The sequence below is a fragment of the Thermogemmatispora argillosa genome (assembly GCF_059696725.1).
In genome coordinates, this window is sequence record NZ_AP019377.1 from 1,211,301 (window position 1) to 1,233,261 (window position 21,961).

Sequence of the window (21,961 nt, forward strand, 5' to 3'; positions counted from 1 at the left end):
GAAAGCCAGCAAAGGAGGAGCAATGAGAGGGCAAGGGCAGCGCGAGGAAGCGAATGGAGCCGGAACACGCCCCCGGCTGCGCCCTCCCTGGCCTGAGAAACTCACTCCTGAAACTCTGGCAGAGGGAGCTGTAGCAGCTCGGCCTCCAACTGCTGCCAGACTAACTGCTCCGCCTCCGTCACCTTCAGCGGGCGATCGTTCAGCGCTGCTTCACGCATCAGAGCAGCTACACGCCGCTGGAAATGTTTGAAATATTCCTCCTGGACCTCCAGCGGGGGCATGGTCTGTAGATCTATGCGCTGGAGATCATAGAACTCATGCGGCTCAAAGGCTAGTGCCAGGAGATCGGCATACTCTTGTACAAGACGACTGCGCCCAGGAGTAAAAAAGTCGGCCCGCGTGCTCGAGACCAGCAATCCCCCAGCAACACAGCTGGAGCGCAGGATCGGTGCAATGGCACAGCCCATCTCACCCTCGATCGGGCGCGCCGGATAGTAGCCCTGATCGCGCGTCAGATCCTGGATCACAATCAGCCTCCCCTGGGCCACGGTATAGCCCGCGAGCGACTCCGCTCCCAAAAAACCAGCTTTCTGCTCGACGCTGCTCTGCCAGGGGCCGGTACCGATGCCAACCCGCTTGCGCAGGCTGCGCACTTTGCCATCGGGGCCAGAGGGGGGCATACACTGCACCACTGTAATTGCAATGCCAACCTGGTGCGGATCAAGCTGCCCAACCGCCTGCTGGAGGATCAGACTGGCGATGGACCAGAAGCGCAGCATAGCTAGCGCCGTGGCATAGGTATTGAGGACACGAGCGTAGAAGGCCGAGGGGATCTCTTCCTCTTCCAGCTCTAGTGTCGGCTCTCCAAAATTGGAAAGGCCGAATTCTTCGCTGAACGCTTGCTGTAGCTCGGTGCGATACTGCGGGAGAGCCTCAGCTAATAACTTCAAATTTTGAGGGCGGGGCTGTGACTCCCCTTCCGCCCAGCGCGTCAAGGTCAGCGGTGTGACCCCCAGCTTGTTGGCCAGCATTTGTTTCTGCCGCGGGTCACTAATGAGGCTTGCCAGCAGTTCACGCCAGTTTCGGCTCTGTTGCATCTAACTACCTTGATCCTTTGAAATAGTGGGTGGATACAGGTTACGTTCCCTATACTAGCAAAAACTGAGATCATTTAAGAGAAAGTGCCGGTGGCAAAACAAACCCCTCTCGTGGCGGCTCCGCGTGGTCAGAAATATTGATAGCGGTTGTAATTATACCACAATTCGCCCCGTGGAGAACGTTAGTTGTGCAGACTCAAGGTCTGAAAAGCGGTATTTAGGCTATGCACATGGAGAGAGAGAAGGCAGGCGCAAGCGCTGTGCAGCAGCAGAGAAGCAAGAGAGCAAGCAAGTGAGCGGTCGTCCGGGTCCCAGAAACCAGGGACCTCTGTTTCTCTGGCCAGAGACATCACGCTGGCGAGACGCCTGCTTTCTTCCCCGGCGACCTGGCTCTGCGCACTGACGTCCAGAGGAGCTGGTTTCCCCGCTGCAGCAAAGCAGCAGCGAGGTAAGACGCTGGTCCCCCTTAATCACCCAGGGCTTCTAGCAACATATCTCCTTCTTCCGGGGAGAGGCGCCCTTCAGCCACCATGCGCAAAATGGCCTCACGCTCGCGCTCAGTAGCAGGCGACTCTGCGGCTGTATGAGGCTGCTCCTGCCCCGACTGTTCCCGTCCCTGATCAGCTCGCTGGTCGACAGGCGCCGATGCCTCCACGGCAGACGTGGAAGCCGCGCCAGCCGCGGATGCTGCTGCGCTGGACTGACTGGTAGCCATGTGCGAGGTCTGCCTGCGTCCTTCAGCCGATGAGGATAGCCCGAGATTGCGGAGAGCACGCTCCACCGCCTCCATTGCGCCTGCCACCCCCTCCGCCGCCGCGCGCTGGGCCTGATCGAGCATACGGTAGAGGCGCTCCGGGTCCATCTGCCACTCATGTTCCTGGAAGCGCAAACGCACCCGCGAGCCACCGGCCTGGGGCCTGAAACGAGCAAAACGGCGCTCCCAGCTCGCCGCTCGCTCGCGGGCACGCCGCGCCTGCTCCTCCAGAATACGCAGCACCTCCTCGGACCAGCGCGTGCTATACTCTCCTCCAGCTCCGGCCAGCTCACGCGCCAGGTCCTGAGCCAGGCGCCGCATATCGTGAGCCAGGTCCTGACCCAGGCTTGCCATTGCTTGCCCAAACTCCTTCATCTCTCGCTCGAAGTTCTGCCAATCCCAGAAAAAGAGGCGAAAGGTTCCTTCATCCACACGAGGATAGCTCTCCCCCTGCAGGCGCAGATCCCCCCCGACCCGCAGCTCTACCTGTGCTGCACCCGAGCCATAGACCAGGGAAAGCAGGCGGGAGGCTGCCACCTCGTGGTCGAGACCAACGCCGCTGATATCGCCGCCGACCACCGCCCGCAGCGTGAGATTCGCCTGTGCAGGTAGCGAGAGCACCGTATCCTCAGCCACATTTAAGCGTGTTAAAGAGCCTTCTGGAAAATCCGCCTGGAGTGAGAGGCTGCCCTCTATGGCCCCAATCTCCAGAGAAGCATGCACACGTTTCAAGACGGCATCCGCCAGCACCTGACTGATCTTCAGGTGACCAGCCAGCTCACGCCCATCGAGATCACCGCCGATTCGTCCGATCTCCACCTCGCCATTGATATCGCGCAAGATCGCATCACCCTCGACGCCCCCCACATGGACCTGTGCCACCCCGACCAGCTCTAGATCGCCCTCGACCACTCCCAGCACTACACCAGTATCTGTGCCTCCCTGCACCAATACATCGCCCTTAACGTGACCGCAGCGCAACGAGGAGGCAATGGCAGGCAAGCGTAGATCGCCACCGACCGAGCCAACCAGGACCGTGCCGGCACCTTCGACGACCAGGTCACCGGCCAGCGAGGCGATTTCCAGCCGCTCAATATCCCTCACCAGGCCCTCGCCGCCAACCCTATCACGCACGCACACCAGGGGAACCCCACGTACCTGCAGATCGCCACCCAGGCGCCCAAGCAGCAGCGCCTCAGCCAGGCGCTCCGCCACCAGATCAGCGCCCACTCCCCCTAGCTCACAGCGATGAATGCCCTGGATTCTCCCATCGCCAGCCAGCCAGTCCACCTGTAGCATTGCGTCCGCTGGCAGCAGTAGCTGCAGATCGCCATGACAATCTCCCACAACTACAGCACCTTCACCCTCCCAGCCTGGTCCCCCACTCAAGACATCATCGGTCTCGATGACCACCTGTTGAGATCCGCCAGGACGCACAACCAGATCGCCACTGACGCGGCCCACTCGGATACGCGGCTGTGGGCCGACATTGAGCACTTGCTGCATGACGCCGCCTCCTCAAAGGTGAAGAAAACCCACTTGCGCGAGCGGAGCAGCCAGCGAGCCAGGGCACCAATGAGCGGCCTCCACTCGCGTCTGACCAGAGAACACATCAACGTAGCCTGGCCTATCACGCTGGTTCATAGGAGCCAAACCGCACCCGTCAGGCGATCTGCCGCCTTCCCTTCCATCGTTTGTACGCCTGTTGCAGGGCTGGCACGCCTCTCCGCTAACGCTCTTCCAGAAAGATCTCTACACGCTCGTTCTCTTCTAAATCCTGGAAGTCGAGCAGACGCCCGGTGGAGGCTTGAGCGATAGCGCGCAGCAGCTGCTCTAGAGCGCTGCCGCTAATCTGAGGAGCCAGACGTGTTGCCAGGCGCAGACCCACCTCAATCAACTCCACAGGGAGCGTCACGCTCGTCCGGGGACGATTGAACAGCAGATCAGTGACGCGAATATGTACCAGGCGCTGGCGCGGCCTGGCACGGACGGACGGCTCCGCCGCGGGCGACGGAGCCAGGGCATCAAGTAGACGAGCGGCCTCGGCGGCGCTGACCTGACCAGCCTCGACCAAGCGCAGAATGCGATCGCGCTCCTCAGCGGGAACCGCCATCTGACTGACCTCGCAACAAGCGCATTGCCTCTTCAACCGTGATCTCGCGCGCAGCCAGGCGATCCAGAATCGCGCGCCGGTCAACGCTGGGGCGCGGCTCGCTCTCGGGTGGCCCCCCAAGCGCTGCGACAATCTCGTCCAGCCGACTGCGCGCTGTATTGTAGGCAATATCCAGCTCGTTGGCTAGTTTCTGAATATTGCCGCGGTTCTTGACCAGACGCTCTACAAAATCGAGCTGCTCGGGAGTGAGGCGCCCAATCCAGCCCAGGCTAAAGCGTCCTTCGATTACGACGCCACTCTCAGGGCACTCCAGGCGCGTCACAATCAGTTCTCCACCACTGACAGGGTCTCTGGTTATCAGCCGGTGCATGCTTCTCTCTTCTTCACCGGGGCAATCATCTCCCCAGACCTCCTGCTCCAATCTTCCTTCTTCCTTGCGGACAGGGCGGGACAAGCTCTAGCTCCGTCCCGCGGGCCAGGCTGGGCCGCGCGCACCAGCGATCTGGCACGGGAATGATTGCTTGCCCTTAGCTTTCATTGTAACATACTCATTCAATTTCGTCAAAGACACTAGCAAAAATACGTCTGAGACTGGAGATATATACCAGTGCCGATGCAGTTCTGCCAGATCTTCCCGGCGAAACGCCTGTCCTTTGTTTGAAGTTAAGTATTTATACCTAGGTAATTGGCGTTACTGGTGCCTATTCGGCCCGTCAAAACTCAGCGAAACCGCCCCGCAATCCCGAGCGACAGCTACTTTATTGCTCTCGCTGGCGGCCAACTCTCTGCTCAGGAGCATCGAAAGAGATGTATTTACTCTATTTAAAATTATTGCCAGCTTCATCCAGAGTGAAAAGCCTTTCTGGGTCGACCCCCTCATCGGAGCCAGGGCCGAGCTCGCTGCTCGACCGGCTCGCGGCCTGCCGGCGTCTCCTGGGGAGTGAAGGAGCCACGGTGATCCTGCTTGTACTGGTGGCTCTGGCGCTGGGTCTCTACCGGCTGGGCGCACCTAGTCTCTGGTTCGACGAATTACTCTCGGTTTCACGGGCCTCGCAGTCGTTGCCGACGCTGTGGCAGATCATCACCACAAGCCAGCCCAATATGACGCTCTACTATCTGCTGCTCCACGGCTGGTTACGGTTGACGGCCTTGATCGGCTTGCCTCCCGTAGAGGCCATTGTACGCCTGCCCTCCGCCTGCTGTCTTGCCGCAGCCGCAGTGTTTGTCTTCCTATTGGCTCGTCGCTTCTTTAATAGATCTTTATCATTTTTTGCTACTTTTATTTATTTTATCAGTAATATGAATCTTTTCTATGCTCAAGATGCCCGCGCCTATGGTCTCCAACTGCTTCTGTTAAGCCTGGGCTGGTACGCGCTCCTTACGGCGCTCATGCGGCCAGAACGCGCCCGGCCCTGGCTGCTCTGCTATGTTCTGGCCATGACGCTGGCGGTCTATACTCACTTCTTCAGCCTGCTGATCCTGGGGGCTCAGGGAAGTGCGCTGCTGGGCCTGCTGGTCTTGCCAACGCCCTGGCGTGGGCCGACGCGGCGCCTGCTGGGTCCGCTGGCCCTGAGTCTGGTCATGATTACGCTGCTGGTGACCCCAATGCTGATCTTGAGCCGCGTCGGCGCTCAGACCGAGTGGATTCCCATTCCGGGACCACGCGATCTGCTGCACCTCTTCATGACCTTTGCCGATTCTGGCCGCATCTATCTGGTTCTGCTGACAGTCCTGATCGTGGTGGGCCTGACGATCGGCATGGCCAGCCTCTCCAGGCCTGGGCAGGAGCTGTTACGACGGTTGGCCTTGCTCCCCAGCTCCGAGCCGGAGGCCGGCCAGACACAGCCCCAGTTGCAGCATAATCAGCAGTTAGCCGCCTTTGGCTTTGTCTTGTTGTGCTGGTTACTCATTCCAACCTTGCTGAGCTACGCCATTACTCAAGTATCGATCCATCTCTTCCTTGATCGTTATCTGGTCTCGGTTCTGGCAGCCTGGTTCCTGCTAGCGGTGCTCGGCCTGAGTATGCTGCCCTGGCGGCTGCCGCGCACAGCCCTGGCCCTGGTGCTGGTGGCGCTCGCGCTCTATCATCTGCCGTCCTATTATGCTCACGCTGAGCAGGAGAGCTGGCGCGCTGCCGCTCTCTGGGTCGCTGCTCACTATCAGGAGGGCGATGGGTTGGTTTGCTACGACAGTGGTCAGGGCTGTACGCTGGCTTTCGAGTATTATTTCTCGCTGACGCCAACGCTGGCCCACTTCGATAGCGATTCGCCCGGGGCTTTCCATTGGGTGGAGTATGATCTCTTGCCCTACAATGTTGCCCGCGCCACGCTGGGTACAGAAAAGGCTCTCCAGGCGACGGAGCCGTCCGCTCTGGCTGCCTACGCCAGCAAGCATGCACGCCTCTTCTATGTCACCGCACGACTGCCTGACGCGGCGGCCGTGCAGCGCGCCCAGGCCAGTGTGGCCTGGCTCTCTTCTCACTACCGCTTCCTGGCCTCCTTTGCCACCAGTACGGCCCATGTCTATCTCTATCAGACCGTGGGTTAGGAGACGATCGCTGTCATCGGCTTTGCTAGCCGGCCGCTGCTCTCCACCCTGGCCTTGACAGGCCCTGACAACGGGCCGTATAATTAAAGGAGCAAATCCGAGTGTTTGAGTAAGGATTGATCGAGGTGGCGCTGTTTCCTCATGTGTGAGGCAGAGGTCTCGACGCCACACTGAGGTGATGTGATATGAGCACGCAAGAGATCTTCGGTACAGCCGAGCCGAGATATACAGCAGGCTTCCATGTACCTGAAAACTATGCCTTCAAGTCGAAGAAGGGGCTGAGCCGCGAGGTCGTTGAGCAGATCTCGGAGATGAAGGGCGAGCCTGAGTGGATGCGCCAGTTCCGTCTTAAGAGCCTCGACCTCTTTCTGAAGCGGCCTCTGCCTACCTGGGGCGCGGACCTCTCGGGGATTAACTTCGACGATATCTACTACTACATTAAGCCGGTCAAGGAGCAGGGCCGCTCGTGGGACGAGGTGCCGCCCGAGATTAAGGAGACGTTCGATCGCTTGGGCATCCCAGAGGCGGAGCGCAAGTATCTGGCTGGCGTGACGGCCCAGTACGAGAGCGAGGCGGTCTATCATAAGGTCCGTGAGGATTTGGAGAAGATGGGCGTGATCTTTATGGATATGGATAGCGCCCTGCGCCTCTACCCGGACCTGGTGAAGGAGTACTTTGGGACCATTGTCCCGCCTTCCGATAATAAGTTCGCCTCGCTGAATAGCGCGGTCTGGAGCGGCGGTAGCTTTGTTTACGTGCCGGAGAATGTGCGCGTCGAAATTCCTCTGCAGGCCTACTTCCGCATTAATGCTCAGAATATGGGCCAGTTCGAGCGCACGCTGATTATTGCAGAACCCGGCTCGTATGTCCACTATGTGGAGGGCTGCACGGCTCCGATCTATTCGACCGATAGTCTCCACAGCGCCGTTGTGGAGATTATTGTGAAGCGCGGCGCTCGTGTGCGTTATACGACGATTCAGAACTGGTCAAAGAACGTCTATAATCTGGTGACGAAGCGCGCCGCCGCCTACGCCGATGCGACGATGGAGTGGGTCGATGGTAATCTGGGGTCGAAGGTGACGATGAAGTACCCCGCCGTCCTGCTGATGGAGCCGGGCGCGCGTGGCGATATTCTCTCGGTGGCCTTCGCTGGCGACGGGCAGCACCAGGATGCTGGCGCGAAGGTGACTCATCTGGCCCCCTACACGACCTCGCAGATTCTGTCGAAGTCGGTCTCGAAGGGTACTGGCCGCGCTTCGTATCGCGGGCTGGTGCGTGTGAATCCGGAGGCTCACCATACAAAGTGCAGCGTACGCTGCGACGCTCTGCTGCTGGATGAGCGGGCCCGCACCGATACGTATCCGACGATGCGTATCGAGAACAATGAGACGGAGATCGGCCATGAGGCCACCGTCTCGAAGGTCGGTGAGGATCAGCTCTTCTATCTGATGAGCCGCGGTCTCGATGAGTCGGAGGCGTATTCGCTGATCGTGAATGGCTTCATTGAGCCGATCACGAAGGAGCTGCCGATGGAGTACGCGGTAGAGCTGAACCGCTTGATCCAGTTGGAGATGTCGGGCAGCGTCGGTTGATGCCTCCGGCTGCTCGCTCCCGGTCGACAGCAAGAAGCTTCCAGTTCAGTCAGGGCCATTGCCACGTGTGGCAATGGCCCCTTTTTATGGCCTGTCACAGACGGGATAGAAGAGTTCGGGGACATATTCGATTGGGGGAAGCTGTTGGCCAGTTACCCCGAGCAAGCCTCTGATCTCTTTGAGGATGATCAGAAGGGTGGCCGGAGTGCTGACGGCGATGCGGACAACTCTCTCTAAGGGGAAATAGTCGGGGATAAGCACTTCAGCATGACGCCGCCGTTTGCTTTCTTCATCTTCCCTCTGGCCAGGTCGGGTGATGATCTCCCAGGGCAAGAGCTTCAGACATTCAGGCGAGGCATAGATCTCTGAACAATGCGGGTTGCTGCCAAGCGCCTTCCCCGAGTCGTAGTAACGTATGCATCGCTGCCCCACCTTGAGCGCCGGATAGATGTAGACACATTCGCAACCGGCTGCCGACAGTTGCTGATTGGCGGCGTTCCCATCGCTAAAGAGCACTCCCCTTTCACAAATGACGCGCCTCTCTGCCTCAAACAAGACGATGTCATTCTGCCGCCGTTGCTTGTACTGCAGGTAGAGCATCGGCGGCTGCCGGGCGAAATAGAAGGGTACGTAGCTGTGGAGCGGTCGCCAGCGTCTCTCATATGCGTAAATAAAAATGCGTCTCCTTAGACTTTGTACCTCATGATTAGCTATAGATAAACTTTTATAGCCATTTGAATCTAGCCACTGCTTTGAATATAGTCCCCCGAGTGTAATAATGCTGGCAAGGTTCTGCCGCATTGTCATATGATAAATATGGCCTTCGAGGTAGTTCATGACTATCTGCCTTCTTACTCTGAAAAGATGGCAACTCGTGTCAATCATATGCATTATATGCCAATCTATCAATTTAAAAACGAAGGAATGTTAGCCGGGTAAAACCGGGCTTTATTTCAATGCACAACGGAGCGGCGTTCGCCTGGGCAGGGACCGCATGGTACTGGCATGTGACGCTGGCAAGACCTCAGACGCTTCTTTGAAGAGAGTTCGAGAAAGGAGAACCAGATGGCCGCCATTCGCTATGAGCGAGGGGACCTCTTGCAGGCCAGGGTCCAGGTGCTTGTTAATCCGGTCAACTGCAAGGGCGTCATGGGTAAGGGTCTGGCGCTTGCTTTCAAGCAGCGCTATCCAGCGATGTTTGTCGTATATCAACGTCAATGCCGGACCGGCATACTGCGAATTGGCAAACCCTGCCTTTATTGCGACAGTCAGCCCTGGATTCTTAATTTCCCCACGAAAAATGACTGGCGCCGCCCTTCAAAACTGGAATATATCGAGGCGGGCCTGCACTACTTGGTAGAGCACTATCAACGCTGGGGCATCCAGAGCATTGCCTTTCCCAAGCTCGGTACCCAGAACGGCAAGCTGTCTTGGGATCAGGTGGGGCCGCTGATGGCTCGCTACTTGAGCCAGCTTCCGATCGAGGTCTGGATTTTCATCGAGCCGGGCGATAAGGAGTACTACAGTCCGTCACAGCCTCGCTCGCCGGAGGCCGCTATCTTGGAGGAATTCAATAGCCTGGCCCTCTCTCGCGAGCTTTTGGAAAGAGAGCTACACTTGAGCCAGCGCCAGGCTGGCAAGGTTGCCAGAGCACGAGCCAGGGCCACGTTCTCTACTTTTGCCGAGATTGAGCAGATCGAGGGGCTGACCAGGATCTCTTTGCGGCGTATCAAGGACTACTGGCAACGGCGCGCGCAGGCCTTGCAGGGGCCAATGAGCTAACAGCGAGCCTGACGGTGCCCGAGGGAGGCTCGACTTACCCCAGGCTCAGACACAGACAAGTCACAGGTAAGGCCATCCAAACGAGCCGACGGCGATGGACTGGGATCAGCCAGGGGTGCGCAAGCTGGTTAAGACGACGAGAGTCCCTGTCTGGGGGCAATGCCCTGAAAGACCGCTTCAATCAGGCGTTCGATGAGGCTCTCATCAAAGGGCTGCGGCTGCGACGGCGCCAGAGGGCCTAGCATGAGATGATAGAAGAGCGGACCAGCAATCAGGTCGATGACCAGCCAGGGATCAAGATCGCGGCGCAGTTCGCCCCGCTCTTGCGCCTGCCTGATCAGCTCAGTAAACTGCTGCAGGCGGGGAGCAAAGAGGCGCTCAATAAAGGCCCGGTAGATCTCTGGATTGGTGTGGGCTTCGCCAATTGCCCGAAAGAGCAGCCGCTGCAGAAACGGGTTCTGTTGGAGGGCACGGTAGGCCAGCGTGTAGATGGCAACGAAGTCGCGCCGTACATGACCGGTGTTGATGACCGGGATGTCCGTGTAGATGCGATGCGCGGCCTCGATGATTAATTCCTCTTTCGAGGACCAGCGGCGGTAGATGGTGGCTTTGCTGACACCAGCGCGGGCCGCTACGCCCTCGATGGTCATGCCCTGATAGCCAGCGTCGGCCAGTTCTTCCAGGGCAGCGTTGAGGATGGCCATGTGAGCTTGAACGCTCCGCGGGCGTCCAGGCCGGCGTTGTGCCGCATCCGGCTCAGATTCGGGTATGATCATGCGTTGACTGCCCCTCCCTCGCTTCCATTGTAGTAGGTGCCATCACAGGCGTCAAGCCCGCAGCGCTGAGGAGGTCAGATGCCGCGGCCACGGGACAGCTTCCCCCCGCCGCGGTCACCTGGTGTAGAGCGCAGCGCGGGGGAGCCAGGTCGAGGCCGAAGAGATGGGAGCACGTCGGCGGCTAGCGGAGAGTTGGGGGCTGTTGCTCCAGTTCCAGAGCGTGCCCCCCTGCCGCTTGCAGAGAGACGCGCTGGAGAAAGCGTTTGCGGCCCAGACTATTTCTGAGCGTCAGGCCAGGCAGCACTGTGCGTGAGACAAAGGCGCGCGGCCTGCCAGCAGCATCTACCTCGTAGATACCATTGTACCGCTGCCAGCGATTCGAGAGGACGACGGTCCCAAATGAGTGCAAGAGAAACAAGATAGACGCCAGTGCATACAGATGCCAGACGAAGCAGAGCAGCAGGAGGATCATGCCTACTACGAGCTGGGCCAACATCAGCAGAACCATATACCGATGAAGCGCCCAGGCCAGCGCTGGAGCGTTCTCCCGCAACCAGTAGCGCAAGACCACGAGCTGACGATCATTGACCGGCTCGTGCATAGCTTTCTCTACCCTTCTCTCTTTTTCAGTGTGGATCAGCGGGAGAGCCTGCATCTGCTGTGCCTTCGCTGGCACCGCAGATGCTCCCGCCCGACTTCTACTCCCTACAAACGCAGGTGGAGCCGATGGCTCCAACGAAGTCGCTGGGATGGCAGCGGGAGAGGAGAGCGAGGCAACCGACACTAGACTGCGGCGGGGCTGCCTCGGCCTCCGCTCTGGGGGCCACTGGCAACCTTGCGGGACGGTTGCCAGTCAGTGGTTAGAGGAGCCTGACCAGGAGACCAAGCAGGAGTTGGAAGCCGAAGCCCAGGCATAGGACCTGCAAGAGCGTTGTGCGTGCCTCTTACCGACGGCAGAGCGCTGTCACAACCGTCGCCATCATGAGCACAATTGGAAAGGTGACGTTGAAGATGGAGAGTAAAGCCAAGCCGTGCCGACCGCTGCCAATCGCCAGGCTGATCATGCCAAGCTCGCCTACCATAGCCCGGATATATCCCCGCAGTATCGTATCGCTCACGGTCGGGAACCGAAGGAGCCAGGGCCTTTGGCGCCGCCTGTACCAGATTGTTTCCAGGAGCTTGTAGGCCACTAGAAAGAGCAGCAATTGCCCCAGCAAGTTGACCACGAGCAGGCCAGCTACCAGCATGACTCCTATTGGCCAGGAGAGAGAGGTCTCGGCCTGGAGCAAGACCCCAGCCCCACCCAGGGCTCCAAGACCTAAGAGAGTATCGGGTCCAATCTGTCCTATTGCCTTCACCAGCGGCTGCAGCTGTGCTCTTCCTCTCTCTTCAGACATGTAACATTCCTCCTTCGATGATGGCTGCCGCCATTAGCAAGAAGAGACAAACAGATAATAGGAGATAAACAGTTTTTAGATGAATGGGCCAGCCACGCAGAAGCGACCAGAAAAGATCAAGCCCTACCTGAGTTGCAATGATCAGCGCGCTAAATTCAAACCAGGGGAAAGCAGCAGCTAGAGGTGAGTCGTGCCAGTAGAGATGCAGTACTCTGCCATAGACAAAGAGATTCTCGAAGATGACGCAGCCGCCCATAAAGCCCCCTGTCAGGGCGCTACCCAGAGCGATGCAGAGGATCAGGAGCAGATTGCTGCCCAAGATAAACCAGAGGGAGAACTGCCCTTCAGGGGCGCTGGCGGCCGGCCAGTCTTCGATAGGCCACTGGACTCCGAGGATCAGCGCGCTGAGAGCGATCGCCGCTAGCAAGGCATACTCTAACAGATAGCGCCTGGGGAAGGCTGCTCTCGTCACCATGCTGCCGCGCCCTCCAGCGAATAACAGCGCCGGAGATAGAGACGGGCAGCCTCCAGGGCTCCCGGCCCCAGATGAGCGACGGCCCATTGGTCGGCCTCTCTTTCCCAGCGCCGGAGACAGAGCAGCTTGCCCAGCAACGGCGCCATTACCAGCATGCTCCAGAGGAGCAGACATAGAGCGGCAACAGGACCGCTCAGTTCGTCGAGGAACTGCGGTAGGCACACGGCAGCCAGAAGGCCCACAAGCACCGCCCCTAGCTGGCAGTCCCATAGACTACGCAACAGGGTCGTGTGACCACGAGCAATATGGCCCTGCTCATGGAGCAGCAGCACTTGCAGCACCTGGATCGGGACTTGCAGCCAGGCGTCAAGGTAGATCTCTTGCTGCCCCGACCAAGTTCGACGTGAGAAAGCAGGGGCATCTTTTTGGGGCAGATAAGAGGTGAAGAGCTTGACCGCCGGCTCCGGCAGTAAGGCCACGCCTTCGGGCAGCTCCTTTAATTCCTCACGTAGATAGCGCTGAAAGGCTATCCTGCGGAGCAGTATCCATATGAGGGCGGGAGCTGTGCACACCGCTATCAGAAGTTTGAAATCTGTGAGAACGAGACCACAGGCGGGCAGCAGCGCCAGCAGGACCACGCCGATGGCCTGGGCGGATTCTCTCCATGCTAGTGGCTGCTCCGGGGAAGAACGCAGGGCGTAGCCCCTGGCTTCGGCTACTAACGAGAGGCGCCAACGGATAGTCATGGCCTCTCCCGTCAGGGCCGGCATATCCAATCGCAGGAGCCAGGCCACCCAGCATGGCAACGGATGCGACCAACGCGGCTCCGGCTCCCTCCCTGGCCAGGGCATCTCCTTTCCAGCAGGTAGCCGGCCGCCTCTCTCCCAAAGGACAATGAGACAGAGGGCCAGGACCGGAAGAGGGCGCAGGTATACGGGCACCCATATCAGCGGGTAGATTACTGCCGACGCCGCATGGAAAGCCGCCAGGAGATCAATGCCCTGCAGTTTTCTCAGGTTTGTCACGAGTGGGCTCCTCCGCCAGTGATTAAGATACGGAAGGCAAGGGCCTTCCGGTTTTCCTTCGTGATGCGATCTCATGCTGGAATAGCCATTCATTGAATCTCGCTGAAGGCCGCTTCCTCCTCAGAGAGAATGACCTCGATGCTCTTACTTGCAACGGCAATGGCTTGCGATGCCCGCCGTATTTGAAATAGTTACCAAATTTCCTTTGCTGGGATTTTCCTGCTGAAGGAGAACGATGCAGGAGCCGGTCACATCGCTCTCCTCGCCGCTGTGGGAAAGAGATCAATCGCCAGCGTGCCGCTTAGCCGAGAAAAGCGACACCCGCAATCGCTATGATGATGCCTCCCCAGCCAGTGGCGCTCATAGTTGCCAGAATAGTGCCTATAGCACTAATCCCATCATAAGCAACCCAGGTAATAATCCAGCGGACCCCTTGAATGATCCAGGGCAGCCCCCGGATATAGCCCGGTAGGGCGCTGAAATGATTTTATCACAATCATCTTCCAATGATCTCATATCTCCAAAGCAAGGTCCCACTATTATTAGATAACAAAATAAGACAAATTCAAAGTATTATATATTCTTTCGGTGAACTCCTATCCTTAAGGATAGACACAATATTCCCTGTCTACTCTATACGTCCTTTCCACCTTCGGAGGATTGACAGATCACTAGTATCACTCCTAAAATAGAGGAGAAAAAACAAATGCAGTATATTTCTCAGGATCAAGAGCGGCGCAGCCCGGCATCTCCCAGACAACTGTTAAAACGCATATCGCCCATATCTATCGCAAGCTTGATATCCGAGGAAGAGCTTCCAAATGTTCACTTTATCCTCTTGAGAAGGCTACCGCCGTCGAAAATAGCAGCGATGAACGTAGCGTCTTGCTGGCAATTCAGTCAAGAACCGCCCGCTGTGTGGTCAGTTCCTAAGTAAGAGACAAAGGAGGCAATAGCTATGATTCTTTGGGTCGGTATCGTGCTGATTGCCATCGGGCTGCTGATCGGCTTGATTCTGGTCAGCATCGGGCGGCGATCCATTCCCATGCGCTCCCCCGAGGAGTGTGCTCGCCTGCGCGAGCAACTGATTGCCTCCGGCCTTTCGCCCCAGGTAGCTGAGCACGTCGCCCGGGGCGATCGCCTTGAGGCCGTCAAAGCCTATCGGGAGGAGACAGGTCTTGGGCTGGCAGAGGCCACACGCTATATCGATGCGTTGCTCAAGCAAGACCTGTGATCTGCCATTCTCAGGATGCGCTCGCGAGCACGAGCAACCAGCCGGCATGGCTCTGGCGTTTGGCCACTGGCACATAGGGAAGGAGGATACTTCTGGTTCATCGGGCGATCGGGGAAGCAGGCAGCCGAACCGCCGCCCCAGCCTGACAGCATTGATTGTCGGCCTCTGGCGCCTTCTGTGTCACCATGCCGCCTCTCTCAGGTCAGTCTGAGGGCGTCTCCGCCTCGCCTCCCGGGGAGCTGAGGCCGGGTCAGACCTGTAGAGAGGCCGTCGTTACGCCTTTCTGCCTTCGCCAGGAGGGACAACTTGCAGAGGGCAAGGGCGTAGATATATAGTGAAGGGACGAACAGACAGCCCGGCGGAGTGCCATCCAGGTAGCAGAGCCCCAGGGCAGAGATACGCAGCTTCCTTACCGGCTGCCCTTCGGCGCCCGGCCCTGCTGTCGCGAGGCAAGGAGCCAGGGCTGTTCACGCAATTCCCTTTGGATTGAACTACCATCACACTCAGCTCGGCCCGGGCAAAAGGAAGCATGGTGGCTCGCTGTCTCAACCCGCGCGGAGGACATGACAACCCTGAGAGCGCTGTTTCCTGTCGCCGCTGCGAGTTCCTCATCGAGGGGGCGCACGTCGGCAATTACCAGGTTACGGCCTTCATCGGTTCGGGCAGCTACGGTCACGTCTACCAGGTACGCGAGGCGGAGCCGCTCAGCCGAACCCTGGCGCTCAAAGTCTTGCGCTTCGACCAGCTCAACGAGAAGGCGCTTGGTAGCTTCTTTGACGAAGCGCGACGCATCGCGACCTTGCAACATCCCAACATCCTCCCCGTCTACAGCTTCGGCCAGCTCGAAGATGAGCGCCCCTATCTGGTGATGGAGTATGCGCCGCAGACCATCTACGATCTCTTCCGTAGGGCCGACGGCAGCCGGCGCCCGGCCTTTGCTGAAGAGCTGCTACCCTACGTTCAGCAGGCCGCCCAGGCCCTTTACTATGTCCACCAGAACGGGGTGATTCACCAGGATGTCAAGCCAGGTAATCTGCTGATTGGACGCAATGGGCAGCTCCTGCTCTCGGACTTCGGCACTACCTTCTACCTGGGTATGCAGACCCACGCTTCACTTGGGGAGGTGACGGGCACCGCCGCCTATATGGCCCCCGAGCAGTGGCAGGGGAACCCGCGCCGCGAGAGCGATCAGTATGCTCTGGCTATTTGCTGCTACGAGCTGCTTACCGGACGCCTGCCTTTCTCATTCGGCCGCCTGGAAGAGATGTGGCGCGCCCATCTGCATGAGCCGCCTCCGCCACCCCAGCAGTGGAACCCACGCCTTCCCGCTGAGGTGGCCGCCGTTCTCCTGCGCGCTCTGGCCAAGGACTACCACCAGCGTTATCGCGATACGCAGCAATTCGCCAGCGCCTACGCTGAGGCCGTGGCGGTCGCGCTCCAACGCTATGTCTGCGAGCGGTGCGGCTTCCAGAACCGCAGTGGCGCCCAGCGCTGTAGCAACTGCGGCGCCGACTATGACGATCGCACCTGTCCTTACTGCCATGCCCCGGTGCGCTTTGGACAGCGCTGCTGCTCCGCCTGTGGGCGCCTGACCATCCCGCCCACCCTCGTCCGCCATAGTCCCTTGCTCGGGATCAGCCTTCGTCAAGGACGCTATGACATCAAGCGCGTGCTCAAGAGTCGCGAAGAGACGCGCGTCACAACGATGGTCGCAGTTGATCACCAGGCCAATGGCGCCGAAGTGGTGCTCAAGCGCTGGGAATGTACCGACTTTCCTTTGTCACGGCGCGCTCAGGAGCTGGCCCACTATGATCGCGCCAGCGAGGCACTGGCTCGCCTGTGTCATCCGCTCGTGCCACAAGTGCGCGAGCGCTTCGCCGAGGGCCGCCACTATTATCTCGTTCTGACCTATATCGATGGCGAGAGCCTGGAGGAGCGCTTGCAGAAGCTGCTGCGCCCCCTCCCTGAGCGGGAGGTAGTGGTCTGGCTCTATACCGTGCTCAACATCCTGGTCGCGCTGGAGCAGCAGCAGCCTCCCCTCTACCATTTCGACATCTCGCCCGCTAACATCATCATCGAGCGCTCCCGGGGACGCGCCATGCTCACCGGTTTTCAGCTTCCTCCACCGCCCTTAGAGAGTTCGCCCGGCCCTCGCACCCAGCACCGCACGACGCGCAAGCTGGCGCTTTCTCCCTACCTGCCCATCAAGGATACGCGCTATGATCGGCGCACCTGTATCTATATGCTGGCGGCGAGTATGCATCATGTCCTTACCAATCAGGCGCCACCCCATTATCCAGCCTATCCGCCGGTGCGTCAGCTCAATCCTGATGTCTCGCCGACCCTGGAAGCGCTTCTAGCGCGCGCCCTCCAGGAGGAGCCAGCCGCTCGCTATCAGACCTATCAGGAGATGCAGCGCGCGCTGAAGCCGCTTCTACCCCGGAGTGGGGCCGGCGCTCAGCCTACGCTGCCCTGAACTGACCTCAGCCAGCGCGAGAGATCGCTCCGGCTGAGGTCTTCATCCTACAGCGAACTTCCGATTTTCCTTAGTCGCCAGTTAGTAGGCCGCGGTAAAGCGCTGGCGCACAAAGCGCGGCTGTTCTATTTCATCCAGGAGGGCCACCGCGTAATCTTCCATCGAAATGCGGCTCTCGCCCTTCTCGTCAGTCACCAGTTGCTCGGTTCCCAGACGATAGCGTCCCGTGCGCTGGCCCGGCTCGATGAAGGCCGCTGGACTGAAGTAGGTCCAGTCAAGATCGGCACCTTGCTGACGATAGACCTCGAGAGCCTCAGCCGCAGCCGAGGCAATGGGACGCCAGCCCGGCGGGAAATCGGGCGTATCCATCAGGCGCAGACCGGGCGCTACTTCCAGGCTGCCCGCGCCACCGACAACTACCAGGCGCTTGACACCCGCTCGCTTTAGGCCCTCGATGAGAGCCTGCGCAGCCTGCACGACCATGCGCGGGTCCTCGGCTTCCTGACGCGACGGCCCGACAGCACTGATGACTGCCTCATACCCCTTGACCAGACGCGCAACATCGGCAGAGTCGAGAACGTTGCCAGCCTCAAGGCTCAGGCGCGGATGGCTCAGGTTCAGGCGCTCGGGATGCCGTGCTACGCCCTTGACCTCGTGACCACGGTTCAGCGCCTCCTGGATAATGCGCTGGCCGATATTGCCAGTCGCACCGAAGACGACCAGTTTCACTCTCTATCGCTCCTTTCTGTGCTGCTCTTTTCTTTAGTATTTTCCGCGATGCCGCCTGCGGCCTTTCTCGTTGCCCCAGCCCCGGACGAGGGATGATAGACCACTGCAGCGCGCGGGGAGGCTTGCGGCACTCAGGAAGACAATTCGTAATCGTTATAGTTCCGAATGCGGGGAGAAAAAAAGCGGCAGGGCTAGGATAGCCCTGACTGCCCCTCCTCCTGAGCGGTGGCCAATACCTGGGCAATGCTCTGGCGCGCCAGGACTTCTTTAAAAGCGGCCTCGGCCTCGCCAAAGTAGGTCAGCAGGGCCCGCTGAATGTTGCGCCCGATCAGGCAATCGGGATTCGGCACACTGTGATGGAGAGCCAGCAGAGGACCGGCCCCCACGGCCTCGTAGACATCCAGTAGACTAATGCAGGCCGCATCGCGCCGTAAGCGCCAGCCGCCTCCTACTCCCGGTTGCGAGGTCACCAGTCCGGCCCGGCTGAGCAAGCCCAGGATGCGACGAATAAAGACCGGATGAGTATTGACGCTGCCAGCAATACGCTCAGACGTTAAAGGGTCGTCATCCTCTTGCTGCTGAGCAAGCAACGTCAGGATATGGATGGCAACGGCTAGCCGCGTATCTTTCGTGTGGTCATCCCTCCCCGCTGGCCTATCTGCAACTAGTATAGTTTCAGTTTGAGGCAACTGTCAAGGGGCGAGTAAGCCTGACCGATGGGGGATCAGATAGCACGTCTCAATCCGAGGTTAGATAGCGGCCCCCCGAAAAGAAAAGGGAGCAATCGCTACGAGATTGCTCCCATGCTTCCTTCCGCCGCCGAATAGCATCACTGCCCTTGCGGCGCCTGGCAGGCCGGTCAGCGAGTGAGCAGGCGTAGACCTGAAGCTACTGGCTGACCTGGGCCTGCTCGCGCTGCTCGATCGGCACATAAGGGACATCCTTGGGGCCGACGTACTCGCCGCGCGGGCGGATCAAACGATTGTTGGCATACTGCTCCATCACATGGGCGGTCCAGCCCACCACGCGGCTGCAGGCGAAGACTGGCGTATCCAGATCGACCGGGATGCCCAGCAGGTAGTAGACCGTAGCCGAATAGAAATCAACGTTGGCGTGGAGGCCCTTCTGTTCCTTGACATAGGATTCAATAGCGCGCGACATCTCGACCCAGCGCATATCACCCTTACGCTGGCTCAGCTCCACCGCAAAAGCATCCATATGCTTGCCGCGCGGGTCCTCGGTGCGATAGACGCGGTGGCCGAAGCCCATGATACGCTCCTTGCGCTCCAGCATGCCGCGGATGTATTCTTGAGCGCGGCTGACGTCACCAATGCGCTGGAACATGCGCATGACCTGCTCATTGGCGCCGCCATGCAGCGGACCCGAGAGCGTTCCGATGGCCGCCGTGACGGCCGCATACATATCGGCGAGCGTGCTGGCCGCCACTCGGGCCGAGAAGGTTGAGGCATTCAGCTCGTGGTCGGCATGCAGGATGAGAGCGACATCAAGAACATGGGCCTCATAAGGATCGGGCCGCTCCCCCTTGAGCATGTAGAGGAAATTCTCCGCGTGGCCGCCATCAGCCAGCGGGTCCACTGGCTCTCTCCCATTGCGAATGTGATCCCAGCCGGCCACAATCGAAGGCAAAAGGGCCGTTAAGCGCACAGCCCGCCGTAGATTGGCTTGCTGGGAGCGATCGCTGAGATCGGGATCAGTGGTAGAGAGCGCGGAAACGGCAGTGCGGAGGACATCCATCGGAGGCGTCGAGGGAGGGAGCAAGCGCATCAGATCAACCAGCCGTCCTGGCAGCGCACGGTTTGCCCGTAGCTCCGCGCTGAGCTCCTCTAGCTGTGCGCGGGTCGGCAGTGTCCCATGCCAGAGCAGGTAAGCGGTTTCTTCGAACGAGGAATGTGCAGCCAGATCGTGAACGTCAACACCATAATATGTCAGTTTGCCGCGCTGACCATCAAGATCACAGATACGGGTATGAGCGGCAACGACATCTTCAAGACCTTCGGTGGTAGGCATAGAAGCTCCTTTTGAGGACGTATGCTTCGCTTGAGCAGTAGGCGGAGCTCAACGTCCGACGTGTCGGGCAGCCGCTGCTTCCACAGCGAAGCAGACTACTTCGCCACAACAAATCATATGGGTTGTGTAAAGTATTATAAACTTGCCTTTCCAGTGGTGTCAACGTAAATCGAGCCGGCAGGCGCCTGCCTATCCTGCTGCCTGCCAGGCAATACGGCTACTCACGCTCTCGGGAATGGCGACGACCAGCGGCAGCGGGGCAACCGAAGCGCTGCCGCTCCTGGAGACACCCGCTGCCGATCAGACAGGCCCATCCCTTTCCTGACTAAGGCGCCCGCGGGGCGATCAGCTCCCGCTGCCGCTCTCCAAGCGGAGCGCCCCCACCTCGGCCGCCGCCCTTGAAGCGGCGCTGGCCAAGTTTCAGGAAAGGACGCTCTATCAGTAAGTAGGATAGGAAGGCCAGCGGCAAGGCCGTCACTCCCACCCAGAGCCAGTAACAGCCGTAGATCAGCCAGTGATTCAAGCCGCTGAGCCACGGCTGAATATGAGCGCTGAAGTAGGCAATGAGAGGTAGATGCCAAATGTAAAGACTATACGAAAACAGACCGATCCAGCGCAGATAGCGCCAGGAGAAGACGGCTCGCAGCAAAGACGGGCCGAAGAGCAGGCCCGTCAGGCAGGCGCCATAAGCCAGGGCAAAGCCGAACTCGCCGAGTGTATCGTAGAGCGGCAGGAGGCCATCCAGCCACGGCAACGCCCCGACATCATGATTCAGGTGCCAGAGCGCCATCGCGCCAAGCAGGGCCAGCCCCAGGCCCCACAAGACCAGGCTCCAGCGCCGCAGCCCTCTGACCAACCCGCTGCCGGGCTGGACCAGGCACCCATAAGTGTAGCAGGTCGCGATCAGCATGCCGATGGCAAAGTCCTCTAGAAACTTGCCCGTCATGCCATAGACAAAGAAGAGCACCACGTTAAGAACTGCCCGCGGGACCAGCGGGAGGCTGGCCTCGGGATGATCGACATAATAGTCTCCCCAATGGCGGACCAGCAGTGCATAGGCGATGATCAGGGCCAGTGTTGCACAGATCAGCGGAAAACGTCGGCGCTGTGGCAGGCGCCTCAACAGAAGAAAGGTTCCCAATGCCAACAAGGGCAATAGCAAATAAAACTGCCACTCAACCGCCAGCGTCCAGTACGGACCGTTGATCTTGCGAAAAGTTTCCGGCGTTGAGTCCATAAAGAAGGTCACAAAGAGTAACAGCTCTCGCCAATGGGCCGGCTGCCAATACTGCGGCTGCCAAAGCGTAATCAAGATGAGCAGCGACACATAGTAGGCCGGCCAGATTCGCAAGGCACGCCGCAGGTAGAAGCGGCGCACCGAGGGCCAGGGTCGCTGTTCGCTCAACAGCGCCCCAACATAGGGCAGGAAGAGGAGAAAGCCCGACAGAATGAAGAAGAGGGTTACTCCTGTGCTGCCCACGAGCAGTAAGGAACTCATCAGCGGATGGTGCAGCGGCTGCCAGAGATGCTGATGATAGGTCGTCCAGTTGACGTGGAATATTAGCACAGCTAAGCAGGCCAGCGCGCGTACACCATCAAGCACCGGGATCGTATTGCCGCGCAGATCGCTCTCGAGGAGCGTTGACAGACCTCGCAGGAGACGCCCCAGCCAGCTACCGCCGGCCCGTAACCACCGCCAAGGGGAAACCTGGCGCATCACTTCCAACAACAGAGACAGCGTAGACATCGTTCTCACATAGTTGGACAACGCGCCTGGCTCCATAAAGGTGACAGGCATCGGTACATTTTCCTACATTGTAGGATAAGTTGAGCAATAAGCATACATACACCTATCTCAACAGCCGGCGCGCACACGACCAGTCAGAGGAGCCTATGCCTGATTGCAGTGCGCTGTGATATGCTGAAGAGCAGCATG

Annotated in this window: 21 protein-coding genes; 7 read left to right on the forward strand and 14 right to left on the reverse strand. The window is 59.2% G+C overall.

The features are described from left to right. Nucleotides 1-101: 101 nt before the first annotated feature. The 4 genes from AC6H1L_RS04735 to AC6H1L_RS04750 all read right to left on the reverse strand — a co-directional run bounded on the left by AC6H1L_RS04735 (nucleotide 102) and on the right by AC6H1L_RS04750 (nucleotide 4,334). Nucleotides 102-1,097, reverse strand: a complete 996-nt coding sequence (locus tag AC6H1L_RS04735; protein ID WP_497600390.1) for a helix-turn-helix domain-containing protein — start codon at nucleotides 1,095-1,097, stop codon at nucleotides 102-104. A gap of 466 nt (nucleotides 1,098-1,563) precedes the next feature. After that, complete coding sequence (locus AC6H1L_RS04740) at nucleotides 1,564-3,357, reverse strand: SHOCT-like domain-containing protein (RefSeq protein WP_497600391.1); 1,794 nt, start codon at nucleotides 3,355-3,357, stop codon at nucleotides 1,564-1,566. Between the two features lie 223 nt (nucleotides 3,358-3,580). After that, nucleotides 3,581-3,964 (reverse strand): SHOCT-like domain-containing protein, encoded by a 384-nt coding sequence (locus tag AC6H1L_RS04745; RefSeq protein WP_497600392.1) that lies wholly within the window; start codon nucleotides 3,962-3,964, stop codon nucleotides 3,581-3,583. Beyond that, the gene (locus AC6H1L_RS04750) at nucleotides 3,948-4,334 is read right to left on the reverse strand and encodes a DUF2089 domain-containing protein (protein WP_497600393.1); all 387 of its coding nucleotides are present in this window, start codon (nucleotides 4,332-4,334) and stop codon (nucleotides 3,948-3,950) included. The genes AC6H1L_RS04745 and AC6H1L_RS04750 overlap by 17 nt, the downstream gene beginning before the upstream one ends. Nucleotides 4,335-4,918: 584 nt before the next feature. On the opposite strand from AC6H1L_RS04750, the gene AC6H1L_RS04755 reads away from it, so the two are divergent. Next, nucleotides 4,919-6,511, forward strand: a complete 1,593-nt coding sequence (locus tag AC6H1L_RS04755) for a glycosyltransferase family 39 protein (RefSeq protein ID WP_497600394.1) — start codon at nucleotides 4,919-4,921, stop codon at nucleotides 6,509-6,511. Nucleotides 6,512-6,696: 185 nt separating this feature from the next. Then, nucleotides 6,697-8,103 carry a Fe-S cluster assembly protein SufB gene (sufB, locus tag AC6H1L_RS04760; RefSeq protein ID WP_297164608.1) on the forward strand — a complete coding sequence of 469 codons (1,407 nt, stop codon included), beginning with the start codon at nucleotides 6,697-6,699 and terminating at the stop codon, nucleotides 8,101-8,103. An 84-nt stretch (nucleotides 8,104-8,187) separates the two neighbouring features. Here sufB and AC6H1L_RS04765 read toward each other — a convergent pair whose 3' ends face one another. Then, a complete protein-coding gene (locus AC6H1L_RS04765; RefSeq protein ID WP_497600395.1) occupies nucleotides 8,188-8,940 on the reverse strand; it encodes a DUF4433 domain-containing protein in 753 nt (250 codons plus the stop codon). 228 nt (nucleotides 8,941-9,168) lie between these two features. Between AC6H1L_RS04765 and AC6H1L_RS04770 the strand changes: the two genes are divergently transcribed. After that, nucleotides 9,169-9,885, forward strand: a complete 717-nt coding sequence (locus AC6H1L_RS04770; RefSeq protein ID WP_497600396.1) for a macro domain-containing protein — start codon at nucleotides 9,169-9,171, stop codon at nucleotides 9,883-9,885. A gap of 128 nt (nucleotides 9,886-10,013) precedes the next feature. Here the strand turns inward: AC6H1L_RS04770 and AC6H1L_RS04775 are convergent, their stop codons facing one another. The 5 genes from AC6H1L_RS04775 to AC6H1L_RS04795 all read right to left on the reverse strand — a co-directional run bounded on the left by AC6H1L_RS04775 (nucleotide 10,014) and on the right by AC6H1L_RS04795 (nucleotide 13,558). Further along, a complete protein-coding gene (locus tag AC6H1L_RS04775) occupies nucleotides 10,014-10,661 on the reverse strand; it encodes a TetR/AcrR family transcriptional regulator (RefSeq protein ID WP_497600397.1) in 648 nt (215 codons plus the stop codon). Between the two features lie 181 nt (nucleotides 10,662-10,842). Continuing rightward, nucleotides 10,843-11,262 (reverse strand): hypothetical protein, encoded by a 420-nt coding sequence (locus AC6H1L_RS04780; RefSeq protein WP_497600398.1) that lies wholly within the window; start codon nucleotides 11,260-11,262, stop codon nucleotides 10,843-10,845. A 343-nt stretch (nucleotides 11,263-11,605) separates the two neighbouring features. Next, a complete protein-coding gene (locus tag AC6H1L_RS04785; protein ID WP_497600399.1) occupies nucleotides 11,606-12,058 on the reverse strand; it encodes a hypothetical protein in 453 nt (150 codons plus the stop codon). Continuing rightward, nucleotides 12,051-12,533 (reverse strand): hypothetical protein, encoded by a 483-nt coding sequence (locus AC6H1L_RS04790; protein WP_497600400.1) that lies wholly within the window; start codon nucleotides 12,531-12,533, stop codon nucleotides 12,051-12,053. The genes AC6H1L_RS04785 and AC6H1L_RS04790 overlap by 8 nt, the downstream gene beginning before the upstream one ends. Next, the gene (locus AC6H1L_RS04795) at nucleotides 12,527-13,558 is read right to left on the reverse strand and encodes a hypothetical protein (RefSeq protein WP_497600401.1); all 1,032 of its coding nucleotides are present in this window, start codon (nucleotides 13,556-13,558) and stop codon (nucleotides 12,527-12,529) included. Before AC6H1L_RS04795 ends, AC6H1L_RS04790 begins: the two co-directional genes overlap by 7 nt. A 235-nt stretch (nucleotides 13,559-13,793) precedes the next feature. Between AC6H1L_RS04795 and AC6H1L_RS04800 the strand changes: the two genes are divergently transcribed. The 4 genes from AC6H1L_RS04800 to AC6H1L_RS04815 all read left to right on the forward strand — a co-directional run bounded on the left by AC6H1L_RS04800 (nucleotide 13,794) and on the right by AC6H1L_RS04815 (nucleotide 17,268). Beyond that, nucleotides 13,794-14,030 carry a hypothetical protein gene (locus AC6H1L_RS04800; RefSeq protein WP_497600402.1) on the forward strand — a complete coding sequence of 79 codons (237 nt, stop codon included), beginning with the start codon at nucleotides 13,794-13,796 and terminating at the stop codon, nucleotides 14,028-14,030. 275 nt (nucleotides 14,031-14,305) lie between these two features. Then, nucleotides 14,306-14,491, forward strand: a complete 186-nt coding sequence (locus AC6H1L_RS04805) for a hypothetical protein (RefSeq protein ID WP_497601510.1) — start codon at nucleotides 14,306-14,308, stop codon at nucleotides 14,489-14,491. Between the two features lie 25 nt (nucleotides 14,492-14,516). Next, on the forward strand, nucleotides 14,517-14,792 hold the full coding sequence (locus AC6H1L_RS04810; RefSeq protein WP_497600403.1) for a hypothetical protein: 276 nt from the start codon (nucleotides 14,517-14,519) through the stop codon (nucleotides 14,790-14,792). A 529-nt stretch (nucleotides 14,793-15,321) separates the two neighbouring features. Next, complete coding sequence (locus AC6H1L_RS04815) at nucleotides 15,322-17,268, forward strand: protein kinase domain-containing protein (protein WP_497600404.1); 1,947 nt, start codon at nucleotides 15,322-15,324, stop codon at nucleotides 17,266-17,268. A gap of 81 nt (nucleotides 17,269-17,349) precedes the next feature. Here the strand turns inward: AC6H1L_RS04815 and AC6H1L_RS04820 are convergent, their stop codons facing one another. The 4 genes from AC6H1L_RS04820 to AC6H1L_RS04835 all read right to left on the reverse strand — a co-directional run bounded on the left by AC6H1L_RS04820 (nucleotide 17,350) and on the right by AC6H1L_RS04835 (nucleotide 21,772). Continuing rightward, nucleotides 17,350-17,997: an NAD(P)-dependent oxidoreductase gene (locus AC6H1L_RS04820; RefSeq protein ID WP_497600405.1), complete on the reverse strand. Its 648-nt coding sequence runs from the start codon at nucleotides 17,995-17,997 to the stop codon at nucleotides 17,350-17,352. 191 nt (nucleotides 17,998-18,188) lie between these two features. Further along, nucleotides 18,189-18,587 (reverse strand): Rrf2 family transcriptional regulator, encoded by a 399-nt coding sequence (locus AC6H1L_RS04825; RefSeq protein ID WP_497600406.1) that lies wholly within the window; start codon nucleotides 18,585-18,587, stop codon nucleotides 18,189-18,191. 298 nt (nucleotides 18,588-18,885) lie between these two features. After that, a complete protein-coding gene (locus AC6H1L_RS04830; protein ID WP_497600407.1) occupies nucleotides 18,886-20,025 on the reverse strand; it encodes a citrate/2-methylcitrate synthase in 1,140 nt (379 codons plus the stop codon). A gap of 325 nt (nucleotides 20,026-20,350) precedes the next feature. After that, a complete protein-coding gene (locus AC6H1L_RS04835) occupies nucleotides 20,351-21,772 on the reverse strand; it encodes an acyltransferase family protein (protein WP_497600408.1) in 1,422 nt (473 codons plus the stop codon). Nucleotides 21,773-21,961: the final 189 nt, after the last annotated feature.